The sequence below is a fragment of the Candidatus Pantoea carbekii genome (assembly GCF_000971765.1).
Classification (GTDB): Bacteria; Pseudomonadota; Gammaproteobacteria; order Enterobacterales; family Enterobacteriaceae; genus Pantoea_A; species Pantoea_A carbekii.
In genome coordinates, this window is sequence record NZ_CP010907.1 from 973,279 (window position 1) to 1,000,000 (window position 26,722).

A 26,722-nucleotide genomic window follows, 5' to 3' on the forward strand; every position below is an offset into this window, starting at 1 on the left:
AATTTATTTTCTAAATTTTAATGGATATCGTATATAGAAAAAATTTTTAATTTCTTCTAGTATGGAAAAATATTTGTATAATTCGCTTGTTAAAATAAAACAAGCGATGCATCTATACACGATAAAATTGTTTAATTTTTAGATGATATATTTTATCGCGTTTCAAGATACTTTTTTGTTATTATTATTTATTATTGAAAAATTTAATGTTAAAAATAAATTTATCTAATATGCTTTACTACAAGCAACATCATGTAATAGAATATAAAATATTATTTTTAATGTTAAGATGAATGCCATAGTTCATATGAAGATGAGCATTGATATATTGACATGTGTATAGAAAACCGTTGATGATATCTCAGATGTAATACATTATTGAGGTGAGTCAAATCTTTAAATTTTAATTTCGTTTAAAATATTAAATGTTATTTAATGTTATGTTACGTACAAAACAAACATGGTGCGTTATTAATTGTATGTTTAAACAATTATCTGATTAACTTGTGTATTTTCATGCATTTATTTAATATTTGATGTTCTTTATCTTAATAAAGAAATTTTTGTTTTTATATGTAATTGAACAACTACAATTATAATGTACTTATCATATTGTATTGGTCAATAGCATGAATAGCATTCAAGCAATACTTCCTCGATACTTTAAGTAAAATCATTATGATTAAAACATAAAATTATCATCCTACTTTAAGATTAAGTTAGTTAGTATTAAGAATTTTTTACAATGATACGGCATTAAAAGATAGTCAGACTTGTTTGGTTAGATTGAGCTAACTTAGCCATAAGTGCATAGTTTTTAATTTAATATTACAATATCGTTATTTTAGCATATTTATTAAAGTAATTTTTTTGAATTATTTTGATTTATTTTATATAATACATCTCAGATATTGATATTGAATAAATTTATTTTTATATAAAGCAATTTTTTTTAAAATCAACAGTATTGTATTATTTGGTATCATTTATATGCAATGATATTAAAATATAGCAAATATATGAGTTAAGATATATTTTTCGATAGTGCTTATAATTTAAAAACTATTGAAATTTAATTTGTTACATTCATTTAAAGCATTGTGAATTAAAAAAATATAGTTTGCAAAATTACGATAATTGATAGGGTCTAATTCTTTTAGTGTGGAGAAAGAATGAAATTACTCTTTAAATCAGTATTATTGTTTACAGCAATGATCGTTATAATACTGCAAGATGTAGCAATAGCAGAAAACCTTAGTGTCAGTTCGTCTAATTTTCTGAAAAATAATTTAAAATCAACGAAGAAAATATCATTTTTAAAAAATGAAAATCAAAAAATAGCCTATGCACTAGGGAATTCAATCGGTTTTTATATAGAGCATTTTCTAAACGAAAGACAGAAATTAGGTATCAAATTAGATAAAAATAAAATTATTGCCGGTGTTCGAGATGTATTGATAGCAAAGAGTAAACTTTCTAATCAAGAGATCAAAAAGAAGCTAGATATTTTAGAAAATCGTATAGTGATTGCTGTTAACAAAAAAATAGAAAAAGATGGGCAGACAAACCTTGTAAAAGGATATGCTTATGCTACAGCATTCGCTAAAAAGAAAGGGGTCAAAAAAACTCAATCTGGTTTACTTTATCAGATAGAAAGGGAAGGTACGGGTAATATTCCAAACAATAGTGATACTGTGTCCGTTCACTATAAAGGTAAATTAATTGATGGGACTGAATTTGACAATTCTTATAAACGTGATCACCCTTTTTCTTTTCGTTTAGATACAGTGATACCTGGTTGGATAGAAGGCCTAAAGCATATTAAAAAAGGTGGCAAGATTAAGTTGGTTATTCCAACAAAATTGGCATATGGCAATAATATTATCCCAGCGATTCCAGTGAATTCAACTTTAGTGTTTGAAATAGAGCTGCTTGACATAAAGAAAGCGCACTAATTAATTAGTAAAAATTTTCAAATAAACTAATAAAAATATTTAGATCCCTCTTTAGATTAACACTTTGCTAAATCAAATTTTGTTTTAAAAAACGTATGTAACCTAGTAGATTTACTTTGATATGCATATGAATATCGATAAAACTAGGCAATACTTTAAAATAATGTATGTTTATGAGATAAACAGTGCGTAAATTGATAACGTTTTTTTGAAAGCCTATATTGATTAATATCAGTATTAATTTTAAGCAACTCTATAATACTATATACTACTATGGGTATTTAGCATTGAATCTCTAACATTTAAACTTCAATATAGATTTTGTAGAACATTGCTCAAAATAGATTAGTAGACTTATAAATTTTTTTTCTGTGAGGTAGATATAGCTGATGCGTTATACTTTGCTAGTTACTGGTCCAGCATATGGTACTCAGCAAGCAAGTAGTGCATTGTTATTTGCACACTCATTGCTAAAAATTGGGCATCATTTAGAAAGTGTATTCTTCTATAGTGAGGGTGTTTTAAATGCTAATCATTTTAATACACCGGCAAATGATGAAATTGATATAGTACGCATGTGGCAAAAGTTAAATCAAGAAAACGGGACACTATTGAATGTATGTGTAGCGGCGGCATTACGCCGTGGAGTAATTAGTCAAGAGGAGTCTATTAATTTGAAATTAAAAAGTAGCAATTTGCAAAAAGGTTTTAAACTTTGTGGTTTAGGCGTCTTAGCAGTTTCAACTCTTAGTTGTGATCGTTTGGTGCAATTTTAATGAAACCACATGTAGCTTTTTTATTTACCAAGGCACCGCACGGCAGTAGTGTCGGTAGAGAAGGATTAGATGCAGCTTTAGCCACCGCCATATTCAGTCAAAAAATAGGTATATTTTTTATTAGTGACGGTGTATTGCAACTTACGTGTAATCAGCAACCAAATCAAATCTTATCACGCAATTATATCTCTACTTTTAATGTTTTGGAACTGTATGATATTAATGAGTATTTCGTATGTGAGATGTCTCTGCGAGTGCGTGGACAAAGCCTAACAGCTAAACGTATTTTACCTATTAAAATACTAAAACCTGTTGCCCTTCGAAAAAAACTTACAACTTATCATCGCATTTTTCGTTTTTGAAATGAGAATTTATCATGCTATATACAATGATACATTCTCCTTGGGAATGCGATTTTGATAGTTTATTACTACTTTTAGATTATAAGGATGATTTATTATTACTACAGGATGCTGTAATAGCTGCACTTCAGGGTAGTAAAACTCTATTGAAATTAAATTCAACACCAGCTAATGTATCGGTTTTAGAAGAAGACGTAATAGCACGGGGTCTTACTAAGCAAATTTCAAGCAAAATATTTCGTTTACATTATATTGATTTTGTTAATTTAACAATCAAGCATGAACAACAAATTTCTTGGTAATGTAGTCAAGTTTGGTTATTTGTTGCTTGACACCCTATTAGCACAGTTCTAAGATTCTGCATCCTTCCTTAGTAGTATATGCATGTTAGGAAGATTTATTATCTCTCTGCTGCATAGCAGAGTAAATCTGGGATTATTTTAATTATGGCAACAATTAACCAATTAGTTCGTAAACCGCGTGTAAGCAAAATTGTAAAAAGCAATGTACCTGCGTTAGAAGCTTGCCCGCAAAAACGAGGCGTTTGTACTCGTGTATATACTACAACTCCTAAAAAACCTAATTCAGCGCTACGCAAAGTGTGTCGTGTACGTTTGACTAATGGTTTTGAAGTCACTTCTTATATAGGTGGTGAAGGACATAATTTACAAGAACATTCTGTAATTTTAATTCGAGGCGGTCGTGTTAAGGATTTACCTGGTGTTCGCTATCATACCGTTCGTGGTGCCTTAGATTGCTCCGGTGTTAAAGATCGCAAACAAGCTCGTTCTAAATATGGTGTTAAAAAAGCAAAAGTTTAATACTTTTTAAATGATAAGTAAGGCCAAACATTGTAAAGTTTTGGAAAAACCTAAAGTCATAATATGGAGTGTCTGTGATGCCTCGTCGTCGTGTCATTAGTCAACGTAAAATTTTGCCTGATCCTAAATTTGGATCAGAGTTATTAGCTAAATTTGTGAATGTTTTAATGGTACATGGTAAAAAATCTATTTCAGAGTCAATAGTTTATAAATCTCTTAAAATTGTTTCACAGCGTTCCGGCAGAACTGAATTAGAAGTTTTTGAAGTCGCTCTTGAAAACGTACGTCCTACAGTTGAAGTAAAGTCACGCCGTGTTGGTGGTTCTACCTATCAGGTACCAGTTGAAGTTCGTCCAATTCGTCGTAATGCTTTAGCAATGCGTTGGATTGTAGAATCAGCTCGCAAACGAACTGATAAATCTATGGCGTTACGTCTAGCAAATGAAATTTTCGATGCTGTAGAAAATAAAGGTAATGCAGTCAAGAAACGTGAAGATGTCCATCGTATGGCAGATGCTAATAAAGCATTTGCACATTATCGGTGGTAATGATGGATTATTTAGTTAAGTGTTTATTAATCAAATAATTTCATTTTTTTTGAAATCGGTTAATTGCGAACATTCACAAATTTAAGGAATAAAATGGCTCGTACAACACCCATTACGCATTATCGCAATATAGGTATCAGCGCACATATTGATGCTGGAAAAACCACGACTACTGAACGTATTTTATTCTATACCGGTGTTAATCATAAAATTGGTGAAGTGCATGATGGTGCAGCAACTATGGATTGGATGGCACAGGAGCAAGAGCGAGGGATTACTATTACTTCTGCAGCGACTACCGCGTTCTGGTCAGGTATGGCAAAACAATTTAAACCTCATCGCATTAATATTATTGATACGCCTGGTCATGTTGATTTTACCATAGAAGTAGAACGTTCCATGCGTGTGCTTGACGGTGCAGTCATGGTTTACTGTGCAGTAGGTGGAGTACAACCGCAATCTGAGACTGTGTGGCGTCAAGTGAATAAATATAAAGTTCCGCGTATCGCTTTTGTTAATAAAATGGATCGCATAGGAGCAGATTTTTTAAAAGTTATCGCCCAAATTAAAGAACGATTAGGTGCAAATGCAGTACCATTGCAATTAGCAATAGGTTCTGAGGAATCGTTTACGGGTGTGATTGATCTAATTAAAATGAAGGCTGTGAATTGGAATGACCAAGATTCAGGTGTAACTTTTACGTATGAAGACATTCCTATTGATATGCAAGGATTGGTTGAAGAATGGCGGCAAAAGTTAATTGAATGCGCGGTTGAATCATCTGAAGAGATGATGGACAGATATTTAGAAGGTGCAGTTTTTACAGAAAAAGAAATTAAATATGGATTACGTCAGCGTGTACTAAATAATGAAATTGTTCTCGTTACTTGTGGTTCTGCTTTTAAGAATAAAGGAGTTCAAGCATTATTGGATGCAGTTGTTGAATATCTTCCTGCGCCAACTGATGTTCCTGCTATTAAAGGTACACTGAATGATATTAACAACACTCCAGCTGAACGTTATGCAAATGATAATGAACCATTTGCTGCTTTAGCATTTAAAATTGCAAATGATCCATTTGTAGGGAATTTAACTTTTTTTCGCGTCTACTCAGGCATTGTTAAATCAGGCGATACGATATTAAATTCTGCTAAATCTATACGTGAGCGTTTTGGTCGCATTGTTCAAATGCATGCTAACAAACGTGAAGAAATTAGCGAGGTTCGTGCGGGAGATATTGCAGCAGCAATTGGTCTGAAAGATGTTATAACAGGTGATACGTTATGTGCTTTAAATAATCCAATCGTATTAGAACGTATGGAATTTCCTGAACCAGTAATTTCGATTGCAGTTGAACCCAAAACTAAAGCTGATCAGGAAAAAATGAGTGTAGCCTTAGGCCGATTAGCTAAGGAGGATCCTTCTTTCCGTGTATGGACAGACGAAGAATCTAATCAAACAATTATAGCTGGTATGGGTGAATTGCATCTTGATATTATTGTTGATCGTATGAAGCGTGAATTTAATGTTGAAGCAAATATTGGAAAACCTCAAGTTGCATATCGTGAAACTATTTGTTTTAAAGTTACTAATATTGAAGGCAAACATATTAAACAATCAGGTGGACGAGGTCAGTATGGTCATGTTGTAATCGATATGTATCCTTTAGATCAAGATTCAGGTCAGAAATGTTATGAATTTATTAATGATATCAAAGGTGGTATAATTCCTAACGAATATATTCCTGCAGTTGATAAAGGTATTCAAGAGCAGATGAAATCAGGTCCACTTGCTGGGTACCCAGTTGTTGATTTAGGTGTACGTTTGCATTTTGGTTCTTATCATGATGTTGATTCATCTGAACTTGCTTTTAAATTAGCTGCTTCACATGCCTTTAAAAACGCTTTTAAAAAAGCAAAACCAGTTTTGCTAGAACCGATCATGAAAGTTGAAGTAGAAACCCCAGAAGAGAATACCGGTGATATTATAGGAGATCTAAGTCGTCGACGTGGTATGCTGAAAGGTCAGGAATCTAATATTAGCGGCGTTCTAATCCGTGCCGAAGTTCCGTTGTCTGAAATGTTTGGATATGCAACTCAGTTACGTTCTTTAACAAAAGGTCGTGCTTCTTACTCCATGGAGTTTTTAAAGTACGATAATGCGCCGAGTAGCGTTGCTCAGGCTGTTATTGAAGCTCGTGGCAAATAAACGCGCTGCGGTTTAAAAATTTTGAACTAATGCCTTAACTACTGATGAAGGCATAATGTAAGGATTATCGCCATGGCGAAAGAGCAATTTCAACGAAAAAAATTACACGTAAACGTAGGTACTATCGGTCATGTTGATCATGGTAAAACTACGCTGACTGCTGCTATCACTACTGTATTAGCTAAAAAATATGGAGGTCAAGCGCGTGCATTCGACCAAATAGATAATGCACCAGAAGAAAAAGCCCGTGGCATTACTATTAATACTTCTCATGTTGAATATGAAACGTTAGTTCGTCATTATGCACATGTAGATTGTCCTGGGCATGCAGATTATGTAAAAAATATGATTACTGGTGCTGCTCAGATGGATGGTGCAATTCTAGTTGTAGCAGCAACTGATGGACCTATGCCACAAACTCGTGAACATATACTATTAGGTCGTCAAGTAGGTGTTCCCTATATTATTGTCTTTTTAAATAAATGCGATATGGTTGATGATGAAGAACTTCTAGAATTAGTAGAAATGGAAGTGCGTGATTTGTTATCACAGTACGATTTTCCAGGCGAAAGCACACCAATCATTCGCGGTTCTGCACTAAAAGCACTAGAAGGTATAGAAGAATGGGAGGAAAAAATTATTGAGCTTGCCAATCATTTAGATAGGTATATTCCGGATCCGGTTCGTGCGATTGACAAACCATTTTTATTGCCGATTGAAGATGTATTTTCAATCTCTGGACGGGGCACAGTGGTTACAGGTCGTGTGGAAAGTGGTATCGTCAAAGTAGGTGATGAGGTGGAAATAGTTGGAATTAAAAAAACTACTAAATCCACTTGTACAGGTGTAGAAATGTTTCGAAAACTTTTGGACCAGGGTCAAGCAGGTGAAAACTGTGGTATTTTATTGCGTGGTATTAAACGTGAAGAAATACAGCGTGGACAAGTGTTAGCGAAGCCGGGTTCAATCAAACCACATACTAAGTTTGTCTCAGAAGTATACGTTTTATCTAAAGATGAAGGTGGCCGTCATACTCCTTTTTTTAAGGGTTACCGTCCTCAGTTTTATTTTCGTACCACTGATGTGACCGGTAATATCCAACTACCGGAAGGTATTGAAATGGTTATGCCAGGGGATAACGTAAAGATAACTGTTGAACTCATCCATCCAATTGCAATGGATGCAGGTTTACGTTTTGCAATTCGCGAAGGTGGTCGTACTGTTGGTGCAGGTATTGTTTCTGAAGTGATCGTTTAATTTTTCATTGATCACCGTTTAATTATTCGTTATCTTAAGGAGCACTTGCAGTGCTCTTTAAGTGCACTTAGTTATATGAAAATATCAAAGTATAAAACATAAAGAATTATAATTTATCCAATAGAGTATCGATGCGTGATAGCTTGATACTCTGTAGTCATGGATCATTATAATGCTTTATATAATTAAAATATTTAAATGTTGTGCGTTTTAGTTTAAGTTTTATATATTTTAAAAATTGAATTATATAACAGATAACGATTGATTCAGAATGGTAATGTTTCAGTAATCAAGAAATATAGAAATCATCAAGTAATGATGATTATGCTGGAGTGAAGCAAAATTAAATTTTATCTTTAAGTTCTTTATTTTAATATAGTATATAGTACTACGGGTTGCGCATTGAAGAATTTTACGTGCCATGCTTACATTTAGAGGATATTATTATGTCGTACTTCAATTGCAATACACAATTTTGCTGTCTCATAATATTTAAAATTAAGAAATTTTACATGTTACATTCATTCCCGCTCATTAATTGTTAATAAGTGGGCAAGTGATTTTCCCATTGTATAAAATATTTGGAGTTCTGATATTATGCAGAACCAAAGAATCCGTATTCGTCTTAAAGCATTTGATCATCGTTTGATCGATCAGTCAACTGTAGAAATTGTTGAAACTGCTAAACGCACTGGCGCACAGGTTCGTGGTCCCATCCCTCTGCCAACTCGTAGAGAGCGCTTTACTGTTTTGATCTCTCCGCATGTTAACAAAGATGCTCGTGATCAATATGAAATTCGTACTCACAAACGCTTGGTAGATATTGTTGAACCCACTGAAAAAACTGTTGATGCTCTAATGCGTTTAGATCTGGCTTCCGGTGTAGATGTGCAGATTAGTTTAGGTTAATCAGTTTATCAAACGATTGAGAGGTGCATAGATAATGATTGGTTTAGTCGGTAAAAAACTGGGTATGTCTCGTGTTTTCACTAAAGATGGTGTTGCTATACCAGTTACCTTGATTAAAATTGAAGAAAATCGAATTACTCAAGTTAAAGATTTAGAAAAAGATGGTTATAAAGCCATTCAAATTACTACAGGCTTTAAAAAAGCAAATTCTATTAATAAGCCGCAAGCCGGTCATTTTGCTAAAGCCGGTGTTGAAGCTGGTCGTAATCTATGGGAATTTCGTAATGATACTGATCAAGAGTTTATTGTTGGACAAAAAATTACTCTTGAAATTTTTTTTGGTATCAAGAAAGTAGATATAGTGGGCATTTCTAAGGGTAAAGGTTTTGCGGGTACTGTTAAACGCTGGAATTTTCGCACTCAAGATAAAACTCATGGTAATTCTTTATCGCATCGTGTCCCAGGTTCTATAGGTCAAAACCAGACTCCAGGAAAAGTATTTAAAGGCAAAAAAATGGCTGGACAGTTAGGTAATGAACGGGTAACCATTCAAAGTTTAGAAATAGTACGTGTTGATTTAAATCGCAATTTATTAATTGTTAAAGGTGCTGTTCCAGGAACTAGTGGTAGAGACTTGATTGTTAAACCGGCTGTGAGGAAATAGGCATACCAATGGAATTAGAATTGAAGGATGCACAAGGCACGCTGACCGTTTCTGATGCTATTTTTGGTCTTGATTTTAATCAAGCACTAGTACATCAGATTGTTGTTGCTTATACTTCGGCTATGCGTCAAGGGACATGTGCTCAAAAAAATCGGGCTGAAGTTAGTGGTTCAGGAAAAAAGCCATGGCGCCAGAAAGGTACTGGTCGTGCTCGTTCGGGTTGCATTAGAAGTCCAATTTGGCGTTCAGGTGGGGTGACTTTTGCTGCTCGTCCACAAGATTATGCTCAAAAAGTGAACAAAAAAATGTATCGTGGGGCACTAAAAAGCATTTTTTCTGAGCTATTACGTGAGAAACGTTTAATTATTGTTGAAAAATTTTCTATTGAAGAAGCGAAAACTAAATTATTAATACAGAAGCTGAAAGATATAAATTGTAAACATGTTGTAATTATTTTAGAAAAATTTAATAAGAAATTATTTTTAGCTGCACGTAACTTATATAAAGTTGACGTATGTAGTATTAATCATATTAATCCTATTAATTTAATCGTTTTCGATAAAGTTGTTGTTACTACCCATGCAATAAAAAAAATTGAGGAGATGCTCATATGATATTTGAAGAACAATTATTACAAGTTCTGCGTGCTCCTCACATATCTGAAAAAGCATCCGCTGCTATGGAAACAACAAACACTATCGTACTTAAAGTGGCAAAAAATGCTAACAAAGCAGCAATTTTAGCTGCTGTAGAACGATTATTTGAAGTAAAAGTAAAAAATGTAAATACCTTAATTGCAAAAGGCAAAGTAAAGTATCGCAAAAAAAAAATAGGTCGTCGAAATGACTGGAAGAAAGCTTATGTTACCTTAAAGAAAGGTCAAAAAGTAAATATTGTTGGTGGCTCTGAGTAGGTAAAAGAGGAAAAAGTATGGCAGTTATTAAATGCAAACCGACATCTCCGGGACGACGTCATGTGGTTAAAGTAATTGATCCTGAGCTGTCTAAAAATAAGCCTTTTGCTCAGTTGCTAGAAAAGCATAGTAAATCTGGCGGTCGAAATAATAAGGGTCATATTACTACTCGTCATATTGGTGGTGGTCATAAAAAAGCTTATCGTATTATTGACTTTAAACGAAATAAAGACCATATTACAGCAATTGTTGAAAGCGTTGAATACGATCCGAACCGTTCTTCAAATGTTGCATTAGTTCTCTATAAAGATGGAGAACGTCGTTATATTCTTGCTGCTAAAGGTTTAAAAATTGGTGATCAAATTCAATCTGGTATCAATGTTGCAATTAAGACAGGTAATAGTTTGCCAATGCGTCATATTCCTGTGGGATCTACAGTGCACAATGTAGAAATGAAACCAGGAAAAGGCGGCCAAATTGCTCGTTCTGCTGGTTCTTATGTTCAAATCATTGCTCGTGAAGGTTCTTATGTTACTTTACGTTTGCGTTCAGGTGAGATGCGTAAATTAGAAGCTAATTGTCGTGCAACTTTAGGTGAAGTCGGTAATTCTGAACACATGTTGCGTGTTTTAGGTAAAGCTGGTGCAACACGTTGGCGCGGTATTCGCCCTACTGTCCGTGGCACGGCTATGAATCCAGTTGATCATCCTCATGGCGGTGGTGAAGGTCGTAATTTTGGTAAGCATCCAGTAACTCCATGGGGTATACAAACTAAAGGAAAAAAAACTCGAAGCAACAAGCGCACTGATAAATTTATAATACGTCGTCGTTGCAAATAATGTTATTAGAGGATAAGTTATGCCGCGTTCTCTTAAAAAAGGACCCTTTATCGATTTTAATTTAATTAAAAAAGTAGAAAAAATTGTGCAGAGCGGAGATAAGAAGCCATTACGCACTTGGTCTCGTCGTTCAACAATCTTTCCAGATATGATTGGGTTAACTATTGCTGTGCATAATGGTCGTCAGCATGTTCCTATTTTCATTTCTGATGAAATGGTTGGACATAAATTGGGCGAATTCGCTCCTACACGTATGTATCGTGGGCATGCCGCAGATAAAAAAACTAAGAAAAAATAAATAGGAAAAGAAGATGGAAACTATTGCTCGATGTCGATATGCTCATGCTTCTGCTCAAAAAGTTCGCCTTGTTGCTAACCTTATTCGCGGTAAGACAGTGTCACAAGCTCTAGATATTTTAACTTATACTAATAAAAAAGCGGCTGGACTCGTTAAAAAGGTTTTAGAATCTGCTATTGCTAATGCCGAACACAATGATGGTACTGATGTGGATGATTTAAAAGTTGCAAAAATTTTCGTTGATGAAGGTACCACTATGAAACGTATTATGCCACGTGCTAAAGGTCGTGCAGATCGTATATTGAAGCGAAGTAGCCATATTACTGTAATAGTGGCTGATTGCTGAAAGACTTAGGAGATTAGCAATGGGTCAGAAAGTACATCCTAATGGGATGCGTTTAGGTATTGTAAAACCATGGAATTCTACTTGGTTTGCCAATACAAAGGAATTTGCTAATAATTTAGATAGTGATTTTAAAGTACGTCAATTCTTAATGAGAGAATTAGATAAAGCATCTATATCTCGTATCGTTATCGAAAGACCATCTAAAAGCATCCGAGTAACTATTCATACTGCTCGTCCAGGAATCGTTATCGGAAAGAAAGGTGAAGATGTTGAAAAATTACGTATAGTAGTAAGCAGGATTACAGGAGTGCCTGCACAGATTAATATAGCTGAAATTCGTAAACCAGAATTAGATGCTAAATTAGTTGCTGATAATATTACTTCACAATTAGAACGCCGTGTAATTTTTCGTCGAGCCATGAAACGTGCTGTACAAAATGCAATGCGTTTAGGTGCTAAAGGTATTAAAGTGGAGGTTAGTGGTCGATTAGGAGGTGCTGAAATTGCACGTACAGAATGGTATCGTGAAGGTCGTGTACCGTTGCATACACTTCGTGCTGATATTGACTATAACCTTTCTGAAGCACATACTACTTATGGTGTAATTGGTGTAAAAGTATGGATATTTAAAGGTGAAATTTTGGGTGGTATGACTGCTATTGGGCATTCTGAGCAAATTTCTCAACCTAAAAAGCAACACCGTAAAAACCGAAAGTAAGGAGAGTATTTGATGTTACAACCAAAGCGCACGAAGTTCCGAAAAGTACAGAAAGGTCGAAACCGTGGTTTAGCACAAGGTACAAATGTTGGCTTTGGTATTTTCGGTTTAAAAGCTGTTGGCCGTGGTCGTCTAACCGCTCGTCAGATTGAAGCAGCTCGTCGTGCTATGACACGTGCAATTAAGCGCCAAGGTAAGATTTGGATTCGTGTATTCCCCGATAAACCTATTACTGAAAAGCCAATGGAGGTGCGTATGGGTAAAGGTAAAGGAAATGTGGAATATTGGGTTGCTTTAATTCAACCTGGTAAAGTTTTATATGAGATAGATGGTGTATCAGAAGAGCTAGCGTGTGAAGCATTTAAGCTTGCAGCAGCAAAACTACCTATTAAAACTACCTTCGTAACTAAGACGGTAATGTAATGAAATTGATGGAATTACGTACACAAAGTACTCAAGATTTGAATGTAACACTTCTTCATCTTTTACGTGAACAATTTAATTTACGTATGCAATTAGGATCAAAACAGCTGAAGCAAACTCATCTAATGAAGAAAATTAGACGTAATATTGCGCGTGTTAAAACTTTACTCAGCGAAAAGGAGAGAACGACTTCATGATCGATAAGATACGTACTCTGCAAGGTCGTGTTATTAGTAACAAGATGCAGAAATCTGCTGTTGTTTCTATTGAACGCTTTGTAAAGCATCCTATTTATGGTAAATTTATTAAACGCACGACTAAGTTACATATTCATGATGAGTATAATGAATGTAGTATTGGTGATGTAGTTGAAATCCGTGAAACTCGTCCGTTGTCCAAAACTAAATCTTGGACTTTGGTCTGTGTTTTAGAGAAAGCTGTTTTATAATTAAGATCAGCTTGCTCTAAAAAATGAACGGCTCATACCAATTTGAGCCGTTCATTTTTTTCTACCTGTGACGTTCAATATTATAATCTGCGCACCAAGTTTTAAATATTTTAGATTGTAATTTTAAAGTTATATTTAACATCAATAGGATACTTAAATGATTCAAGAACAGACAATGCTGAACGTAGCTGATAATTCTGGTGCGCGTAGCGTAATGTGTATTAAAGTTTTAGGTGGATCACACCGTCGATATGCAAGTGTAGGTGACATTATAAAAATTACGGTAAAGGAAGCAATTCCTCGTGGGAAAGTAAAAAAGGGAGATGTTCTGAAAGCAGTAGTAGTGCGTACTAAAAAAGGTGTTCGTCGTTCAGATGGTTCTGTTATTCGCTTCGATGGTAATGCATGCGTTATATTAAATAATAATACCGAACAACCTATAGGATCACGCATTTTTGGACCTGTTACGCGTGAACTTCGCACAGAGAAGTTTATGAAAATTATCTCTTTAGCACCTGAAGTACTTTAAGGAGTAAATATATGGCAGCAAAAATTCGTCTGAAAGATGAGGTAATTGTATTAACAGGAAAAGATAAAGGTAAACGTGGTAAAGTAAAACATATTATATCTTCTAGCAAAATTATTGTTGAGGGAGTGAATTTAATTAAGAAACATCAAAAACCAATCCCGAACATGAATTTGCCCGGTGGAATTATTGAAAAAGAAGCAGCGATTCAAATTTCTAACGTTGCGATTTTTAATGTGAGCACTGGCAAAACTGACCGTATCGGCTTTAGATTCGAATCTGGAAAAAAAGTTCGTTTCTTTAAGTCAAACAGTGAAATTATTAAGTAATTTGGAGTAGTACGATGGCCAAACTGCATGATTACTATAAAAACCAAGTAGTCAGAAAACTGATGATAAAATTTGACTACAATTCTGTCATGCAAGTCCCTGGGATAAAGAAGATTACCTTAAATATGGGAGTTGGTGAAGCAGTTTCTGATAAAAAATTACTAGATAGTGCAGTAATTAATTTATCAGCTATTTCTGGGCAAAAACCCTTAATCACTAAAGCGCGAAAATCAATTGCAGGCTTCAAAATCCGTCAGGGCTATCCAATCGGTTGTAAAGTCACATTACGTGGTGAACGTATGTGGGAGTTTTTTGATCGTCTTATTAATATCGCTATACCTCGTATTCGTGATTTTCGAGGTTTTCCTACAAAATCTTTTGATGGTCATGGCAATTATAGTATGGGCGTTCGTGAACAGATGATTTTTCCAGAGATTGACTATGATAAAGTCGATCGCGTTCGTGGTTTGGATATTACTATTACCACTACTGCTAAATCTGATAATGAAGGTCGTGCACTATTGGCTGCCTTTAACTTTCCGTTTCGCAAATAAAATAAGGTTAATGAATGGCTAAACAATCCATGAAAGTGCGAGAAGTTAAGCGAATGAAATTAAAAGATAAATTTTTAGAAAAACGACTTGCTTTAAAAGAGATTATTTCTGATATGAACGCGTCTAATGAAGATCGTTGGAATGCTGTTCTGAAATTACAAATTTTACCACGTGATTCTAGTCCCTCGCGTCAACGTAACCGTTGTCGTCAGACAGGTCGTCCACATGGTTTTCTGAGAAAGTTTGGCTTAAGTCGTATCAAAGTCCGTGAAGCTGCAATGCGAGGTGAAATTCCTGGATTGAGAAAATCCAGTTGGTAATTTTATTATGTGAACTAGGGAGTATGATGAATGAGCATGCAAGATCCAATAACAGATATGTTGACTCGTATCCGCAATGGTCAAGCAGCGAATAAAATTGCTATTTCTATGCCTTCTTCTAGGTTGAAAATAGCAATTTCTAAAGTATTAAAAGAAGAAGGTTACATCAAAGATTTTAAAATAGAGGGTAGTATTAAGCCGGAATTACTATTGACTCTTAAATACTTTCATGGTAAGGCTGTTATAGATAATATTCAACGTATTAGCCGTCCAGGTTTGCGTATTTATAAGAAAAAAGATCAGTTACCAGAAGTGCTTGCTGGCCTAGGAATTGCTATAATTTCTACATCTCAAGGTATTATGACTGATCGTAAAGCGCGTCAGATTGGCCTTGGTGGTGAAATTATTTGCTACGTAGCTTAATCGGAGGATTAAATGTCTCGTATTGCAAAAGCACCTGTTATTATTCCTGTTGGTGTAGAGTTGAGAATCAATGGTCAAGAAATTTTTGTTAAAGGTGAAAATGGTCAATTAAATTATATTGTTAACAATGCGGTAGAATTTAATTTCACAAAAAATACTTTGAGATTTTTTCCACGTCAAGGTTATTTAGATGGTTGGGCACAGGCGGGCACTGCTCGAGCACTTCTAAACAATATCATTATCGGTGTTACTCAGGGTTTTATTAGGCATTTACAATTAGTTGGTATCGGTTATCGTGCGTCTATTGAAGGTAATTCTTTAAGCATGTTTCTTGGATTTTCTCATCCTATTGTATATATACTGCCAAAAGATATCCTTGCACAATGCCCAACTCAAACAGAGATTATACTAAAAGGTGCTGATAAACAGCTAATTGGTCAAGTAGCAGCTGAGCTGCGAGCTTACCTTCCTCCTGAACCTTATAAAGGTAAAGGGATTCGTTATACAGACGAAGTGATTCGTACTAAAGAGGCTAAGAAAAAATAAGGTTATTTTAATATGGAGAAGAAATGTTCTCGGATCCGCCGTGCAACTCGTGTACGTTGTAAACTTAAAAGTTTGGGTGTAACTCGTTTAGTAGTACATCGCACTGCACGTCATATATATGCACAAATAGTCGCTAGCAATAATAATTCAGAAATTTTGATAGCTGCATCTACTGTAGAAAAGGTTATTTCTGCATCATTGACATATACTGGTAATAAAGACGCAGCTTCAGCTGTAGGTAAAGAAATAGCTATACGTGCTATGAAAAAAGGAATTAGCAATGTTTCTTTCGATCGCTCTGGTTTTCGATATCATGGTCGTATTCAGGCATTAGCGGATGCTGCTCGTGAGTTTGGTCTGCAATTTTAAGATGGAGGTTAAATGGTGTACATTGAGAAACAATCTGGTGAATTGCAGGAAAAATTAATTGCGGTAAACCGTGTTTCTAAAACTGTAAAAGGTGGTCGTATTTTCTCTTTCACTGCATTAACTGTGGTAGGTGATGGTAACGGCCGTGTCGGTTTTGGTTACGGTAAAGCACGTGAGGTTCCCGTAGCAATTCAGAAAGCAATGGAAAAAGCTCGTCGTAATATGATAAGTATACCGTTGATTGAAGGTACTCTGCAACATCCTGTAAAGGGACAACATACAGGATCTAGTGTGTTTATGAAACCCGCTTCAGAAGGAACTGGTATTATTGCTGGAGGTGCAATGAGGGCTGTATTGGAAGTTGCTGGAGTACATAATGTTTTATCGAAAGCTTATGGTTCTACTAATCCAATCAACGTAGTTCGTGCTACAGTTAATGGCTTAAAAAATATGATATCTCCGGAAATAGTTGCTGCTAAGCGAGGTAAATCCGTTGAAGATATTCGTGGATAGTTTAGTATGATAAAAAAGATTAAAATTACTCAAATTCGTAGTTCCATTGGTTGCTTACCTAAGCATAAAGCCACTTTAGTTGGATTAGGTTTAAATTATCTTGGACATACTGTGATTCGTGAAGATACTTCAGCAATACGTGGGATGATTAGATTAATTTCTTATATGCTAAAAATAGAGGATTAGAGTGTGCGATTAAATACTTTATTTCCAGCTAAAGGCTCTAAACATGCTTGTAAACGTGTAGGACGCGGTATTGGTTGTGGTCTTGGTAAAACTTGTGGCCGAGGGCATAAAGGTCAAAAATCTCGTTCAGGTAGCGGTGTGCGTCGCGGTTTTGAGGGAGGTCAGATGCCTCTTCACCGTCGTTTACCCAAATTTGGTTTCGTTTCTCGCAAGTCGTTAGCAAGTGCAGAAGTATGTTTATCTAATTTAGATAAAGTTGCGGGTGCTATGATTAATTTGGATACTTTAAGATCGGCTAATATCATTGGCTCTAAAATTAAATTTGCAAAAGTAATTTTATCTGGTCATATTTCTGCACCAGTGACTATTCGCGGTCTACGTCTTACTAAAGGAGCTCGTGCGGCGATCGAAGCTAATGGTGGTATAATCGAGGAATAAGCAGCAGATGGCAAAGCAACCAGGATTAGATTTCCAAAGTGCTAAAGGTAGTTTTGGTGAATTAAAACGTAGATTATTATTTTTAATTGGTGCGCTTATTATCTTTCGTATTGGTTCTTTTATTCCAATTCCTGGTATCGATACTAATGTGCTTCACAAACTGTTTGAGCAACAACGTGGTACTATTATTGAAATGTTTAACATGTTTTCTGGTGGTGCACTTAGTCGTGCATCAATTCTTGCGTTAGGCATTGTACCGTATATTTCAGCTTCTATTATTATACAATTACTTACAGTTATTCACCCAAAATTAGCAGAAATTAAAAAAGAAGGTGATATTGGTCGTCGTAAGATTAGCCAATATATTCGCTATAGCACATTAATTTTAGCTATATTTCAATCTATCGGTGTGGCTATAGGTCTACCTAATATTTCAAGAATACACGGTTTAGTAATACATGTAGGTATTACATTTTATGTTACTGCTGTTGTAAGTTTAGTTGCGGGTACTATATTTTTAATGTGGTTAGGCGAACAGATTACTGAAAAGGGTATAGGAAATGGAATTTCAATTATTATTTTTTCTGGTATAGTAGCCGGTCTACCCGTAGCTATTGCAAATACCATCGAGCAAACACGACAAGGTGATCTGCATATATTTTTGTTATTATTAGTAGCACTGCTTATATTCACGGTGACGTTTTTTGTAATTTTTATTGAACGAGGGCAGCGTCGTATTGTAGTCAACTATGCTAAACGTCAACAAGGTCGACGGATTTATGCTGCACAAAGTACACATTTACCGCTAAAAGTAAATATGGCAGGTGTAATTCCGGCAATTTTTGCATCTAGTATTATTTTATTTCCAGCAACATTAGCTTCTTGGTTTGGGGATGGTGTAGATTGGCATTGGTTGACCACAATTTCGCTTTATTTACAACCAGGACAGCCACTGTATGTATTACTCTATACAATTTCAATTATATTTTTCTGTTTTTTTTATACGGAATTAGTATTTAATCCACGTGAAACAGCAGATAATTTAAAAAAATCTGGTGCATTTGTACCCGGAATTCGTCCTGGAGAACAAACAGCAAGATACATCAAAAAAGTCATGACTCGTTTAACCTTAATTGGCGCAGTATATATTACGTTTGTATGTCTTGTACCCGAATTTATGCGTAACGCTATGAAAGTACCTTTTTATTTTGGTGGAACTTCATTACTTATTGTAGTAGTTGTAATCATAGATCTTATCAGTCAAGTACAAACTTTAATGATGTCTAGTCAGTATGAATCTGTATTAAGAAAAGCTAATTTAAAAGGTTACAATCGTTAATTTAGAATTTAAAATTTTTTTACGGAGAGTAAAAAATGAAAGTACGTGCTTCTGTCAAAAAACTATGTCGTAACTGCAAAATCATTCGTCGTGATGGTGTTGTACGTGTAATTTGTACTACTGAACCTAAACATAAACAGCGTCAAGGGTAAGGATGTTAATATTTATAATTACATATTTTACTTGCAAAGTTAAACTAAGCTAGTTAGATTGACCAGTTAGCACTTTATTTTTTGATCTGATTGCATTAGAATTACCGAAAAGTAGAGATGTAATTAGTAGTAAGTATTTATTTATACAATTAGGAGTGCATTGTGGTCCGCATAGCAGGCATTAACATTCCTGATCAAAAACATACCATTATCGCGTTGACTTCGATTTTCGGTATTGGTAAAGCCAGATCTAAAGCTATTTGTATGGCAATAGGTATTACTGAAGATGTTAAGATCAGTGAATTATCTGAAGAACGAATTGATCAATTGCGTGAAGCAGTTGGTAAATTTGTTGTTGAAGGTGATCTCCGTCGTGAAATCACTATGAACATCAAGCGGTTGATGGACCTTGGTTGCTACCGTGGGTTACGTCATCGCCGTGGCATGCCTGTTCGTGGTCAGCGTACTAAGACTAACGCACGCACGCGTAAAGGTCCACGTAAACCGATAAAGAAATGATCGGGGTAAAATAATGGCAAAGACTCTAATTCGTGCACGAAAGCGAGTAAAAAAACAAATTTCAGATGGTGTGGCTTACGTCCATGCTTCCTTTAATAATACCATCGTTACTATTACTGATCGTCAAGGTAACGTATTGGCTTGGGCGACTGCCGGTGGTTCCGGTTTTCGCGGATCAAGAAAATCTACTCCGTTTGCTGCTCAAGTTGCTGCCGAACGTTGTACAGAATTAGTAAAAGACTATGGTATTAAGAATTTAGAAGTCATGGTTAAGGGTCCTGGTCCAGGTCGTGAATCTACTATTCGTGCTTTAAACACTGCTGGTTTCCGAATTACCAATATTACTGATGTGACGCCGATTCCTCATAATGGTTGTCGTCCACCCAAAAAACGTCGAGTATAAAGCCCTTTTTAGGAGAGTTAGAGAAAAAAAATGGCAAAATATTTAGGTCCTAAGTTGAAGCTAAGCCGTCGTGAAGGCACCGATTTATTTCTTAAGTCTGGTGTTCGTGCGATCGATTCTAAGTGTAAAATTGAACAGGCGCCTGGTCAACATGGAGCACGTAAGCCTCGTCTGTCTGATTATGGTACTCAGTTACGTGAAAAACAAAAAGTTCGTCGTATTTATGGGGTTTTAGAACGTCAATTTCATAATTATTATAAAGAAGCAGCACGTCTTAAAGGCAATACTGGAGAAAAGATCTTATCTCTATTAGAAGGCCGTTTAGACAATGTTGTGTACCGCATGGGTTTCGGTGCTACTCGTGCAGAAGCACGACAGTTGGTTAACCATAAGTCTATTTTAGTAAATAAGCGTGTTGTTAACATTGCTTCTTACCAGGTTTTTCCAAATGACATAATAAGCATTCGTGAAAAAGCTAAAGATCAATCTCGTGTCAAAGCTGCTTTAGAATTAGCTAAGCAACGTGAAAATCCGGCTTGGCTGGAGGTTGATGCAACTAAAATGGAAGGTTTGTTCAAGAATGCTCCAGAGCGTGCTGATCTATCTGCAGACATTAATGAACATCTAATAGTCGAGCTTTACTCCAAATAAAGTTTAGTATTAAAGCGAGGATAAAATGCAGGGTTCTGTGACAGAATTTCTAAAACCACGTTTGGTAGATATCGAACAAGTAAGCTCAACACATGCTCGGGTCACACTTGAACCGTTGGAGCGTGGTTTCGGTCATACTCTTGGTAATGCACTACGTCGAATTTTACTTTCTTCAATGCCTGGTTGTGCAGTAACCGAAGTTGAAATTGATGGGGTGCTACATGAATATTCTAGTAAAGAGGGAGTACAGGAAGATGTTTTGGAAATTCTACTAAACCTGAAAGGATTAGCGGTAAAAGTACATGATAAAAACGAAGTAATTCTCACTTTAAATAAAACTGGCATTGGTCCTGTGATTGCTGCAGATATTATTTATGATAGTGATGTTGAAATTGTGAAACCACAGCATGTTATTTGTAACCTGACTGACGAAAAATCATCTATTAGCATGCGTATTAAAGTACAGCGTGGTCGTGGTTATGTGCCTGCTTCGGCACGAATGCACTCAGAGGAACATCAACGTCCAATTGGTCGTTTGTTGATAGATGCGTGCTATAGTCCTGTAGACCGAATTGCTTATAATGTTGAAGCTGCGCGTGTAGAACAACGTACAGATTTAGATAAACTAATAATTGAAATGGAAACCAATGGAACCATTGATCCTGAAGAAGCAATTCGACGTGCTGCTACTATTTTGGCAGAACAATTAGAAGCTTTCGTTGATTTACGTGATGTATGTCAGCCAGAAGTAAAAGAAGAAAAACCAGAATTTGATCCCATTCTTCTACGTGCTGTCGATGATTTAGAATTAACTGTCCGTTCTGCTAATTGTCTTAAAGCAGAAGCTATTCATTATATTGGTGATTTAGTACAGCGCACAGAAGTAGAATTGCTAAAGACACCAAATTTAGGTAAAAAATCTCTTACAGAGATTAAAGATGTATTAGCGTCCCGTGGTTTATCATTGGGTATGCGATTGGAAAATTGGCCACCGGAAAGTATTATTGATGAATAAATAGGAGTATAGATGAAGCTTACTTTGGAAAGGATGTAAATTATGCGCCATCAAAAAAGTGGTCGTCACTTAAATCGTAATAGTAGCCATCGTCAAGCTATGTTTCGAAATATGGTTAGCTCTATAATTCGTTATGAGGTTATTAAAACAACTATAGCAAAAGCAAAAGAACTACGTTGCGTAATTGAACCGCTAATTACTCTTGCAAAAGTTGATACTGTAGCGAACCGTCGTATAGCATTTGCACATATTCGTAATAATGAGATGGTTTCAAAATTATTTAATAATTTAGGAGTTCGTTTTATAAATCGTGCAGGTGGTTATACTCGTATCTTGAAATGTGGCTTTCGTAATGGAGATAATGCTCCAATGGTATATATTGAATTGCTTGATCGTCCAGAAACTTCATAAGCTGAACTGCAATTCAAGTGTATAAAACTTGCTCTTAAGCAAGTTTTATACACTTGAATATTAAATATTTTCTGATCATTTACATCATGTAACATCCATTCCTCTATTTTATATTTTATTTTCTATGTTATATGTTTAATTTATTTATCTTTAGCTATATCTCAATCAATATATTCAAATATAGCTAAAACTTAAGTCAAAACAGTACCTGGAGTAAACCACTCGCGACGTGAATTAAGGATCTCTTGAGCAGACATAGCTCTTTTACCGGAAGGTTGTAATATTGTTAAATTAAGTATATTGTCCGCAGTAGCTATTTGAATACCATATTTACTTATATCTACGATCTCTCCTGTTTGTATTTTGCTTTTAGAAGGCAATACATTTGCCTGAAAGACTTTTACTAACTGTCCATTAACCGTAAAATAACTCATTGGCCATGGATTAAAAGCACGAATACAACGCTCTAAATATATTGCAGAAAACGACCAATCAAGACGTGCTTCTTCTTTAGTTAATTTATGAGCATACGTTGCCAAACTTTCATTTTGCACTTCTAACTGTATATTATTAGTTAACAATTTTTCTAACGTTAGAAACATAGCTTTTATACCAAGGTGTGCCAGCTTATTATATAATGAGAGACTAGTATCTTCGGAAGTAATTGGACAAGAAATTTTATACAAAATTTTACCAGTATCAAGACCTATATCCATTTTAATAATCGTTACACCAGTTTCTAAATCACCTGCGCATAAAGAACGTTGAATAGGAGCAGCACCTCGCCATCGAGGTAATAATGAACCATGTACATTGATGCAACCCAATCTCGGTAATTCAAGCAATTTTTTTGGAAAAATTAATCCATATGCTACTACTATTATAATATCAGCTTTTAAACTTACAAATAATTTTTGAGACTCATCTGTTTGTAACGATTGAGGCTGAAATATCGGAATGTTATATTTTTGTGCTACAATTTTTACAGGACTACAGTGAAGTTTATTACCACGTCCTGCAGGACGATCAGGTTGTGTAAATACACCCACTATTTTATATGTGGAAGAAGAAATAAGAGCATCTAAATGAGATGCTGCAAAACAAGGTGTACCGGCAAATATAATTTTTAATGGTTCAGATAGGTAGTTTAGCATTCTCTGTTTTTTCTATTTAAAAATTATTAATTTTTTTGACTGTTGACGAGAAAACTTTTTTAGCTTTTGTTTAATGCGTTCACGTTTTAATGGAGATAAGTAATCTATAAAGAGTTTACCATCTAGATGATCAATTTCATGTTGAATGCAAATCGCTAATAATCCATCTGCTTTTAGTTCAAAAATTTTACCGTAGCGATCTTGTGCATGTATTTTTAGGAATTTAGCTCTCGGTACAAATGCACGCTGTTGAGGAATAGACAGACAACCTTCTTCGATACTAACTTCTCCGCTTTTTTTCAACATTTTTGGATTAACTAAAACTAGTTTTTTATTATTATCTTGTGATTCTTGTGATATATCGATAACGATAATACGCTGATGAATATCTACCTGTGTTGCTGCTAAGCCAATACCTTCTTGAGCATACATAGTTTCAAACATGTCATCTATAATGCGCTGAATTGTAGAATTCATGGTAACTACAGGTTCAGCAATTTTACGAAGTCGACAATCAGGAAAATATAATATCTGCAAAATTGACATAGATATCCAAATTTATGTTTAAAATTACGTAAAATTTTATCATTATTTCAAAAAAATTATAAAATTTAAATAATTAAATGCCACGCAATAATGTTAAATTGAAATTCAAAAATCAAATCTTATTGAATTTCAATTTAATTGGATGCAATATCATATTAGTAATCTCATTTTCCACAGTCACGTATAGTCGCATTCAGAATATTATATGAGACATTCGTTATAAAATTATAATACTAATAAAACGTATATCGCTTCAATGAAAGCAAAAAATCTGTTCTATTTATGCAAAATAGTCATTATATCAAAACAAAAATTTTATCACATTTAATAAATTCTTTACAATAGTCATTAAAAAATCTTTATATTAAGAAATTAATTAGGCTAACAGATTATTATGCTTACTTAATTTTACATGATAGATAAGATAATAGATCCTACTTCCTATTCTTAAAAAGAATGTATATTTTTAAAATAAAAATTTTTCTTATAAAAATTATAAAATAGTGGATTAAATGAAATATTTGCAGTATTGAGCAAAATATATTGATTAATTAGAGTGGAATTATACAAATTACCTAAAAGTTACGCAAATAAATATAGATTCAGTGACTATTTATAGTTTTTTAGTAAAACTGATTTTATGAAAATAGTAATTTAAAAAGCAAGTTGTATTAAATATAAAGGCTTAATATTACATATGTAATATGTGCTATTTCTCTCATTTTTAAACAAAGCATAGTTTAAAAATGAGAATGTTTTTGGTAATAGATTTTCTGGAACTTTAAATATCTAGGATAAATTAAAAACTATGAATCCAAGCAAGTATTTATTCGGCAGCCTTAATTTTTGTATTGAGCAATTACACCAACATAAAATTATAGCTTATCCTACTGAAGCAGTATTTGGATTAGGGTGCGATCCTGATAATAAAAGCGCTGTAATGGAATTACGAATACTTAAAAAACGTCCTATAAAAAAAGGATTGATACTTATCTCTGATCAATATTTACGGTTAAGACCCTATATTGATGAGCAGAAACTGACGATCTTACAGCGTGAAGAGATGCTTAGCAGATGGCCAGGTCCAATCACCTATGTAGTTCCTGCTTCAGCAACTACTCCGTATTGGTTAATAGGCTTTTCAAAATCAATAGCTGTACGAGTAAGTAATCATGATAGTGTGCGTGAATTATGCTGTGGTTTTGGTAAACCATTAGTTTCGACAAGTGCTAATTTATGTGGTAAACCCCCATGTCGTAATTTAGTAGAAGTAGAGCAACAATTTGGTTTAAATTTTCCAGTATTGCATGCTAAGATTGGTGGGCGTTTAAATCCTTCTGAAATTCGTGACGCTATTAGCGGCAAAATTATACGTCAGGGCTAATTTATGGAACAATTTGCTGTATTTGGAAATCCTGTAGCGCATAGTCAATCTCCTATGATTCATAGTTTGTTTGCTCAACAAACTGCTATTCAACACAATTATGGTCGTGTATGCGTACCAATGGATGCTTTTTCGCAAACAATCAGTGATTTTTTTGCAACTGGAGGACAAGGTGCTAACATAACTATGCCTTTTAAACAGCAAGCTTGGGAGTTTGCTGATGAACTTAGTGAACGTGCTGCTTTATCGGGAGCTGTAAATACATTAAAAAAAAATATGCATGGTAAAATTATTGGTGATAATACAGATGGCATTGGACTTTTAAGTGATTTAGAGCGTTTAGCGATGATACATACGGGTGATCGTATCCTACTTATAGGAGCAGGAGGTGCGGCACGCGGCGTCATTTTACCTATGCTATCGCTAGGATGTTCGTTATTAGTCGTAAATCGCACAATTAAACGAGCTGAACAGTTGGTAGAAATCTTTCGAAATAGTGGTGATATTCGATCCACGAGTTTTGATAAACTGCAAAACCAACATTTTGATCTAATTATAAATGCAACTTCTAGCGGTTTAGAAGGAAACATTCCTCCTTTACCATCATCACTAATTTTTTCGGAAATTCGTTGTTATGATATGTTTTATAAAAAAAGTTTAACACCGTTTCTATTGTGGTGTCGGTATCAGGGCGCACAGCATTTTTCTGATGGATTAGGTATGCTAGTAGCACAAGCAGCTCATTCTTTTCAATTATGGCATGGTGTAATGCCAGAAATTAGTTCAGTGATTGTTAAACTACAAAATATAATGCAACACGAAAATAAGTTATTATAGTACATTAATAAATTGATCGAATAGATACGTGCTAGTAAGCGTGTATCTAAAAAATGTTTTAAGTTAAGAACTACTAAATCTCCCTTTTTAATTGAATAATAAATCAGATTTATTATTTTCTAATGCAACAAACTATTGATATTCCCACTGTACGATCGATAATAACCATGGTAGTTACATGAATAAAAATAAAATTTATGTGTAATCTGCAACATTAATAAAATATTTATATAACTTAAAATATAAATTATCAATAATTGGTTTATTAAACATTATTATTTGAAAAAACATATTATCGTATTCATGTATTATTGACTGTAATAAAATTATCTGATAAGATTTAATCTTTGTATTATTACCATTCTAGACTATTGTATGTAGTATTGTTTTAATGGATATTAAAAACAGAAAATTTTTAAAAAAATATATTGACTCTCTAAGAAAACATAGTATACTGTTTCCATAGTAGCAGTTTTCAGAAAGCAAGAAAGTAATTTAATTTATTAAAAATTATCTAATATTTATCAGACAATCTATGTGAGTACTAGCGAGATAGATATCATAACGTAAAATGTTCTTGCAAAAAATTAAGCAGATCTCTGATGAATTGATTGTTATAATA

At 34.5% G+C, this 26,722-nt stretch carries 40 protein-coding genes; 38 read left to right on the forward strand and 2 right to left on the reverse strand.

What is annotated here, in order from left to right; translation table 11 throughout:
* Positions 1 to 1,172: 1,172 nt before the first annotated feature.
* From fkpA to rplQ, 36 genes are all read left to right on the forward strand, one after another.
* The gene (gene fkpA, locus BMSBPS_RS03440; protein ID WP_046201182.1) at positions 1,173 to 1,955 is read left to right on the forward strand and encodes an FKBP-type peptidyl-prolyl cis-trans isomerase; all 783 of its coding nucleotides are present in this window, start codon (positions 1,173 to 1,175) and stop codon (positions 1,953 to 1,955) included.
* Positions 1,956 to 2,344: 389 nt separating this feature from the next.
* A complete protein-coding gene (gene tusD / locus BMSBPS_RS03445) occupies positions 2,345 to 2,731 on the forward strand; it encodes a sulfurtransferase complex subunit TusD (protein WP_022564211.1) in 387 nt (128 codons plus the stop codon).
* Complete coding sequence (gene tusC, locus BMSBPS_RS03450) at positions 2,731 to 3,093, forward strand: sulfurtransferase complex subunit TusC (protein WP_022564212.1); 363 nt, start codon at positions 2,731 to 2,733, stop codon at positions 3,091 to 3,093. Before tusD ends, tusC begins: the two co-directional genes overlap by 1 nt.
* 14 nt (positions 3,094 to 3,107) lie before the next feature.
* Positions 3,108 to 3,395 carry a sulfurtransferase complex subunit TusB gene (tusB, locus tag BMSBPS_RS03455; protein ID WP_022564213.1) on the forward strand — a complete coding sequence of 96 codons (288 nt, stop codon included), beginning with the start codon at positions 3,108 to 3,110 and terminating at the stop codon, positions 3,393 to 3,395.
* A 144-nt stretch (positions 3,396 to 3,539) separates the two neighbouring features.
* Complete coding sequence (gene rpsL, locus BMSBPS_RS03460; protein ID WP_022564214.1) at positions 3,540 to 3,914, forward strand: 30S ribosomal protein S12; 375 nt, start codon at positions 3,540 to 3,542, stop codon at positions 3,912 to 3,914.
* Between the two features lie 77 nt (positions 3,915 to 3,991).
* Positions 3,992 to 4,462, forward strand: coding sequence for a 30S ribosomal protein S7 (gene rpsG / locus BMSBPS_RS03465; RefSeq protein WP_046201183.1), 471 nt, complete (start codon positions 3,992 to 3,994; stop codon positions 4,460 to 4,462).
* Between the two features lie 93 nt (positions 4,463 to 4,555).
* The gene (gene fusA, locus BMSBPS_RS03470; RefSeq protein ID WP_022564216.1) at positions 4,556 to 6,670 is read left to right on the forward strand and encodes an elongation factor G; all 2,115 of its coding nucleotides are present in this window, start codon (positions 4,556 to 4,558) and stop codon (positions 6,668 to 6,670) included.
* A 72-nt stretch (positions 6,671 to 6,742) separates the two neighbouring features.
* Entirely contained in the window at positions 6,743 to 7,927 is a 1,185-nt protein-coding gene (gene tuf / locus BMSBPS_RS03475; RefSeq protein ID WP_022564217.1) for an elongation factor Tu, read from the forward strand.
* Between the two features lie 597 nt (positions 7,928 to 8,524).
* Positions 8,525 to 8,836 (forward strand): 30S ribosomal protein S10, encoded by a 312-nt coding sequence (gene rpsJ, locus BMSBPS_RS03480; protein WP_022564218.1) that lies wholly within the window; start codon positions 8,525 to 8,527, stop codon positions 8,834 to 8,836.
* Positions 8,837 to 8,870: 34 nt separating this feature from the next.
* Complete coding sequence (rplC, locus tag BMSBPS_RS03485) at positions 8,871 to 9,500, forward strand: 50S ribosomal protein L3 (RefSeq protein WP_022564219.1); 630 nt, start codon at positions 8,871 to 8,873, stop codon at positions 9,498 to 9,500.
* A gap of 8 nt (positions 9,501 to 9,508) precedes the next feature.
* Positions 9,509 to 10,114, forward strand: a complete 606-nt coding sequence (gene rplD, locus BMSBPS_RS03490) for a 50S ribosomal protein L4 (RefSeq protein ID WP_046201184.1) — start codon at positions 9,509 to 9,511, stop codon at positions 10,112 to 10,114.
* Positions 10,111 to 10,413 carry a 50S ribosomal protein L23 gene (gene rplW, locus BMSBPS_RS03495; RefSeq protein WP_022564221.1) on the forward strand — a complete coding sequence of 101 codons (303 nt, stop codon included), beginning with the start codon at positions 10,111 to 10,113 and terminating at the stop codon, positions 10,411 to 10,413. Before rplD ends, rplW begins: the two co-directional genes overlap by 4 nt.
* 17 nt (positions 10,414 to 10,430) lie before the next feature.
* Entirely contained in the window at positions 10,431 to 11,252 is an 822-nt protein-coding gene (rplB, locus tag BMSBPS_RS03500) for a 50S ribosomal protein L2 (protein ID WP_022564222.1), read from the forward strand.
* A 19-nt stretch (positions 11,253 to 11,271) separates the two neighbouring features.
* Positions 11,272 to 11,550: a 30S ribosomal protein S19 gene (rpsS, locus tag BMSBPS_RS03505; RefSeq protein ID WP_022564223.1), complete on the forward strand. Its 279-nt coding sequence runs from the start codon at positions 11,272 to 11,274 to the stop codon at positions 11,548 to 11,550.
* Positions 11,551 to 11,563: 13 nt separating this feature from the next.
* Positions 11,564 to 11,896, forward strand: a complete 333-nt coding sequence (rplV, locus tag BMSBPS_RS03510; RefSeq protein ID WP_022564224.1) for a 50S ribosomal protein L22 — start codon at positions 11,564 to 11,566, stop codon at positions 11,894 to 11,896.
* Between the two features lie 19 nt (positions 11,897 to 11,915).
* Positions 11,916 to 12,614 (forward strand): 30S ribosomal protein S3, encoded by a 699-nt coding sequence (gene rpsC, locus BMSBPS_RS03515; RefSeq protein ID WP_022564225.1) that lies wholly within the window; start codon positions 11,916 to 11,918, stop codon positions 12,612 to 12,614.
* Positions 12,615 to 12,626: 12 nt separating this feature from the next.
* Positions 12,627 to 13,037, forward strand: coding sequence for a 50S ribosomal protein L16 (gene rplP / locus BMSBPS_RS03520; RefSeq protein ID WP_022564226.1), 411 nt, complete (start codon positions 12,627 to 12,629; stop codon positions 13,035 to 13,037).
* Complete coding sequence (rpmC, locus tag BMSBPS_RS03525; RefSeq protein ID WP_022564227.1) at positions 13,037 to 13,234, forward strand: 50S ribosomal protein L29; 198 nt, start codon at positions 13,037 to 13,039, stop codon at positions 13,232 to 13,234. Before rplP ends, rpmC begins: the two co-directional genes overlap by 1 nt.
* Positions 13,231 to 13,485, forward strand: a complete 255-nt coding sequence (gene rpsQ / locus BMSBPS_RS03530; RefSeq protein ID WP_022564228.1) for a 30S ribosomal protein S17 — start codon at positions 13,231 to 13,233, stop codon at positions 13,483 to 13,485. The genes rpmC and rpsQ overlap by 4 nt, the downstream gene beginning before the upstream one ends.
* A 157-nt stretch (positions 13,486 to 13,642) precedes the next feature.
* Positions 13,643 to 14,014 carry a 50S ribosomal protein L14 gene (rplN, locus tag BMSBPS_RS03535; protein WP_022564229.1) on the forward strand — a complete coding sequence of 124 codons (372 nt, stop codon included), beginning with the start codon at positions 13,643 to 13,645 and terminating at the stop codon, positions 14,012 to 14,014.
* 11 nt (positions 14,015 to 14,025) lie between these two features.
* The gene (gene rplX / locus BMSBPS_RS03540) at positions 14,026 to 14,340 is read left to right on the forward strand and encodes a 50S ribosomal protein L24 (protein ID WP_022564230.1); all 315 of its coding nucleotides are present in this window, start codon (positions 14,026 to 14,028) and stop codon (positions 14,338 to 14,340) included.
* A gap of 14 nt (positions 14,341 to 14,354) precedes the next feature.
* Positions 14,355 to 14,894, forward strand: coding sequence for a 50S ribosomal protein L5 (gene rplE, locus BMSBPS_RS03545; protein WP_022564231.1), 540 nt, complete (start codon positions 14,355 to 14,357; stop codon positions 14,892 to 14,894).
* 14 nt (positions 14,895 to 14,908) lie between these two features.
* Positions 14,909 to 15,214: a 30S ribosomal protein S14 gene (gene rpsN, locus BMSBPS_RS03550; RefSeq protein ID WP_022564232.1), complete on the forward strand. Its 306-nt coding sequence runs from the start codon at positions 14,909 to 14,911 to the stop codon at positions 15,212 to 15,214.
* 30 nt (positions 15,215 to 15,244) lie between these two features.
* The gene (gene rpsH / locus BMSBPS_RS03555; RefSeq protein WP_022564233.1) at positions 15,245 to 15,637 is read left to right on the forward strand and encodes a 30S ribosomal protein S8; all 393 of its coding nucleotides are present in this window, start codon (positions 15,245 to 15,247) and stop codon (positions 15,635 to 15,637) included.
* Positions 15,638 to 15,649: 12 nt separating this feature from the next.
* Positions 15,650 to 16,183, forward strand: coding sequence for a 50S ribosomal protein L6 (rplF, locus tag BMSBPS_RS03560; RefSeq protein WP_022564234.1), 534 nt, complete (start codon positions 15,650 to 15,652; stop codon positions 16,181 to 16,183).
* 12 nt (positions 16,184 to 16,195) lie between these two features.
* The gene (gene rplR, locus BMSBPS_RS03565; RefSeq protein ID WP_022564235.1) at positions 16,196 to 16,552 is read left to right on the forward strand and encodes a 50S ribosomal protein L18; all 357 of its coding nucleotides are present in this window, start codon (positions 16,196 to 16,198) and stop codon (positions 16,550 to 16,552) included.
* Positions 16,553 to 16,564: 12 nt separating this feature from the next.
* Entirely contained in the window at positions 16,565 to 17,065 is a 501-nt protein-coding gene (gene rpsE / locus BMSBPS_RS03570; RefSeq protein WP_022564236.1) for a 30S ribosomal protein S5, read from the forward strand.
* 6 nt (positions 17,066 to 17,071) lie between these two features.
* Positions 17,072 to 17,251: a 50S ribosomal protein L30 gene (rpmD, locus tag BMSBPS_RS03575; protein WP_022564237.1), complete on the forward strand. Its 180-nt coding sequence runs from the start codon at positions 17,072 to 17,074 to the stop codon at positions 17,249 to 17,251.
* A 3-nt stretch (positions 17,252 to 17,254) separates the two neighbouring features.
* Positions 17,255 to 17,689, forward strand: coding sequence for a 50S ribosomal protein L15 (rplO, locus tag BMSBPS_RS03580; protein ID WP_022564238.1), 435 nt, complete (start codon positions 17,255 to 17,257; stop codon positions 17,687 to 17,689).
* 7 nt (positions 17,690 to 17,696) lie between these two features.
* On the forward strand, positions 17,697 to 19,028 hold the full coding sequence (gene secY, locus BMSBPS_RS03585; protein WP_022564239.1) for a preprotein translocase subunit SecY: 1,332 nt from the start codon (positions 17,697 to 17,699) through the stop codon (positions 19,026 to 19,028).
* Between the two features lie 35 nt (positions 19,029 to 19,063).
* Positions 19,064 to 19,180, forward strand: a complete 117-nt coding sequence (rpmJ, locus tag BMSBPS_RS03590; protein ID WP_044169953.1) for a 50S ribosomal protein L36 — start codon at positions 19,064 to 19,066, stop codon at positions 19,178 to 19,180.
* Between the two features lie 162 nt (positions 19,181 to 19,342).
* Positions 19,343 to 19,699 (forward strand): 30S ribosomal protein S13, encoded by a 357-nt coding sequence (gene rpsM, locus BMSBPS_RS03595; protein WP_022564240.1) that lies wholly within the window; start codon positions 19,343 to 19,345, stop codon positions 19,697 to 19,699.
* A 13-nt stretch (positions 19,700 to 19,712) separates the two neighbouring features.
* Entirely contained in the window at positions 19,713 to 20,102 is a 390-nt protein-coding gene (gene rpsK, locus BMSBPS_RS03600) for a 30S ribosomal protein S11 (protein ID WP_022564241.1), read from the forward strand.
* Positions 20,103 to 20,132: 30 nt separating this feature from the next.
* Complete coding sequence (gene rpsD / locus BMSBPS_RS03605) at positions 20,133 to 20,753, forward strand: 30S ribosomal protein S4 (RefSeq protein ID WP_022564242.1); 621 nt, start codon at positions 20,133 to 20,135, stop codon at positions 20,751 to 20,753.
* Positions 20,754 to 20,778: 25 nt separating this feature from the next.
* Positions 20,779 to 21,768, forward strand: coding sequence for a DNA-directed RNA polymerase subunit alpha (locus BMSBPS_RS03610; protein WP_022564243.1), 990 nt, complete (start codon positions 20,779 to 20,781; stop codon positions 21,766 to 21,768).
* A gap of 42 nt (positions 21,769 to 21,810) precedes the next feature.
* Positions 21,811 to 22,179 carry a 50S ribosomal protein L17 gene (gene rplQ / locus BMSBPS_RS03615; protein WP_022564244.1) on the forward strand — a complete coding sequence of 123 codons (369 nt, stop codon included), beginning with the start codon at positions 21,811 to 21,813 and terminating at the stop codon, positions 22,177 to 22,179.
* A gap of 191 nt (positions 22,180 to 22,370) precedes the next feature.
* Here rplQ and fmt read toward each other — a convergent pair whose 3' ends face one another.
* Both fmt and def read right to left on the reverse strand, forming a co-directional pair.
* A complete protein-coding gene (gene fmt / locus BMSBPS_RS03620; RefSeq protein ID WP_022564245.1) occupies positions 22,371 to 23,333 on the reverse strand; it encodes a methionyl-tRNA formyltransferase in 963 nt (320 codons plus the stop codon).
* A gap of 12 nt (positions 23,334 to 23,345) precedes the next feature.
* Positions 23,346 to 23,879, reverse strand: coding sequence for a peptide deformylase (gene def, locus BMSBPS_RS03625; protein WP_044169954.1), 534 nt, complete (start codon positions 23,877 to 23,879; stop codon positions 23,346 to 23,348).
* 808 nt (positions 23,880 to 24,687) lie between these two features.
* Between def and BMSBPS_RS03630 the strand changes: the two genes are divergently transcribed.
* Together BMSBPS_RS03630 and aroE are read left to right on the forward strand one after the other, a co-directional pair.
* Positions 24,688 to 25,263: a Sua5/YciO/YrdC/YwlC family protein gene (locus tag BMSBPS_RS03630; RefSeq protein ID WP_022564247.1), complete on the forward strand. Its 576-nt coding sequence runs from the start codon at positions 24,688 to 24,690 to the stop codon at positions 25,261 to 25,263.
* A 3-nt stretch (positions 25,264 to 25,266) separates the two neighbouring features.
* A complete protein-coding gene (gene aroE / locus BMSBPS_RS03635) occupies positions 25,267 to 26,100 on the forward strand; it encodes a shikimate dehydrogenase (RefSeq protein WP_022564248.1) in 834 nt (277 codons plus the stop codon).
* Positions 26,101 to 26,722 lie beyond the last annotated feature (622 nt).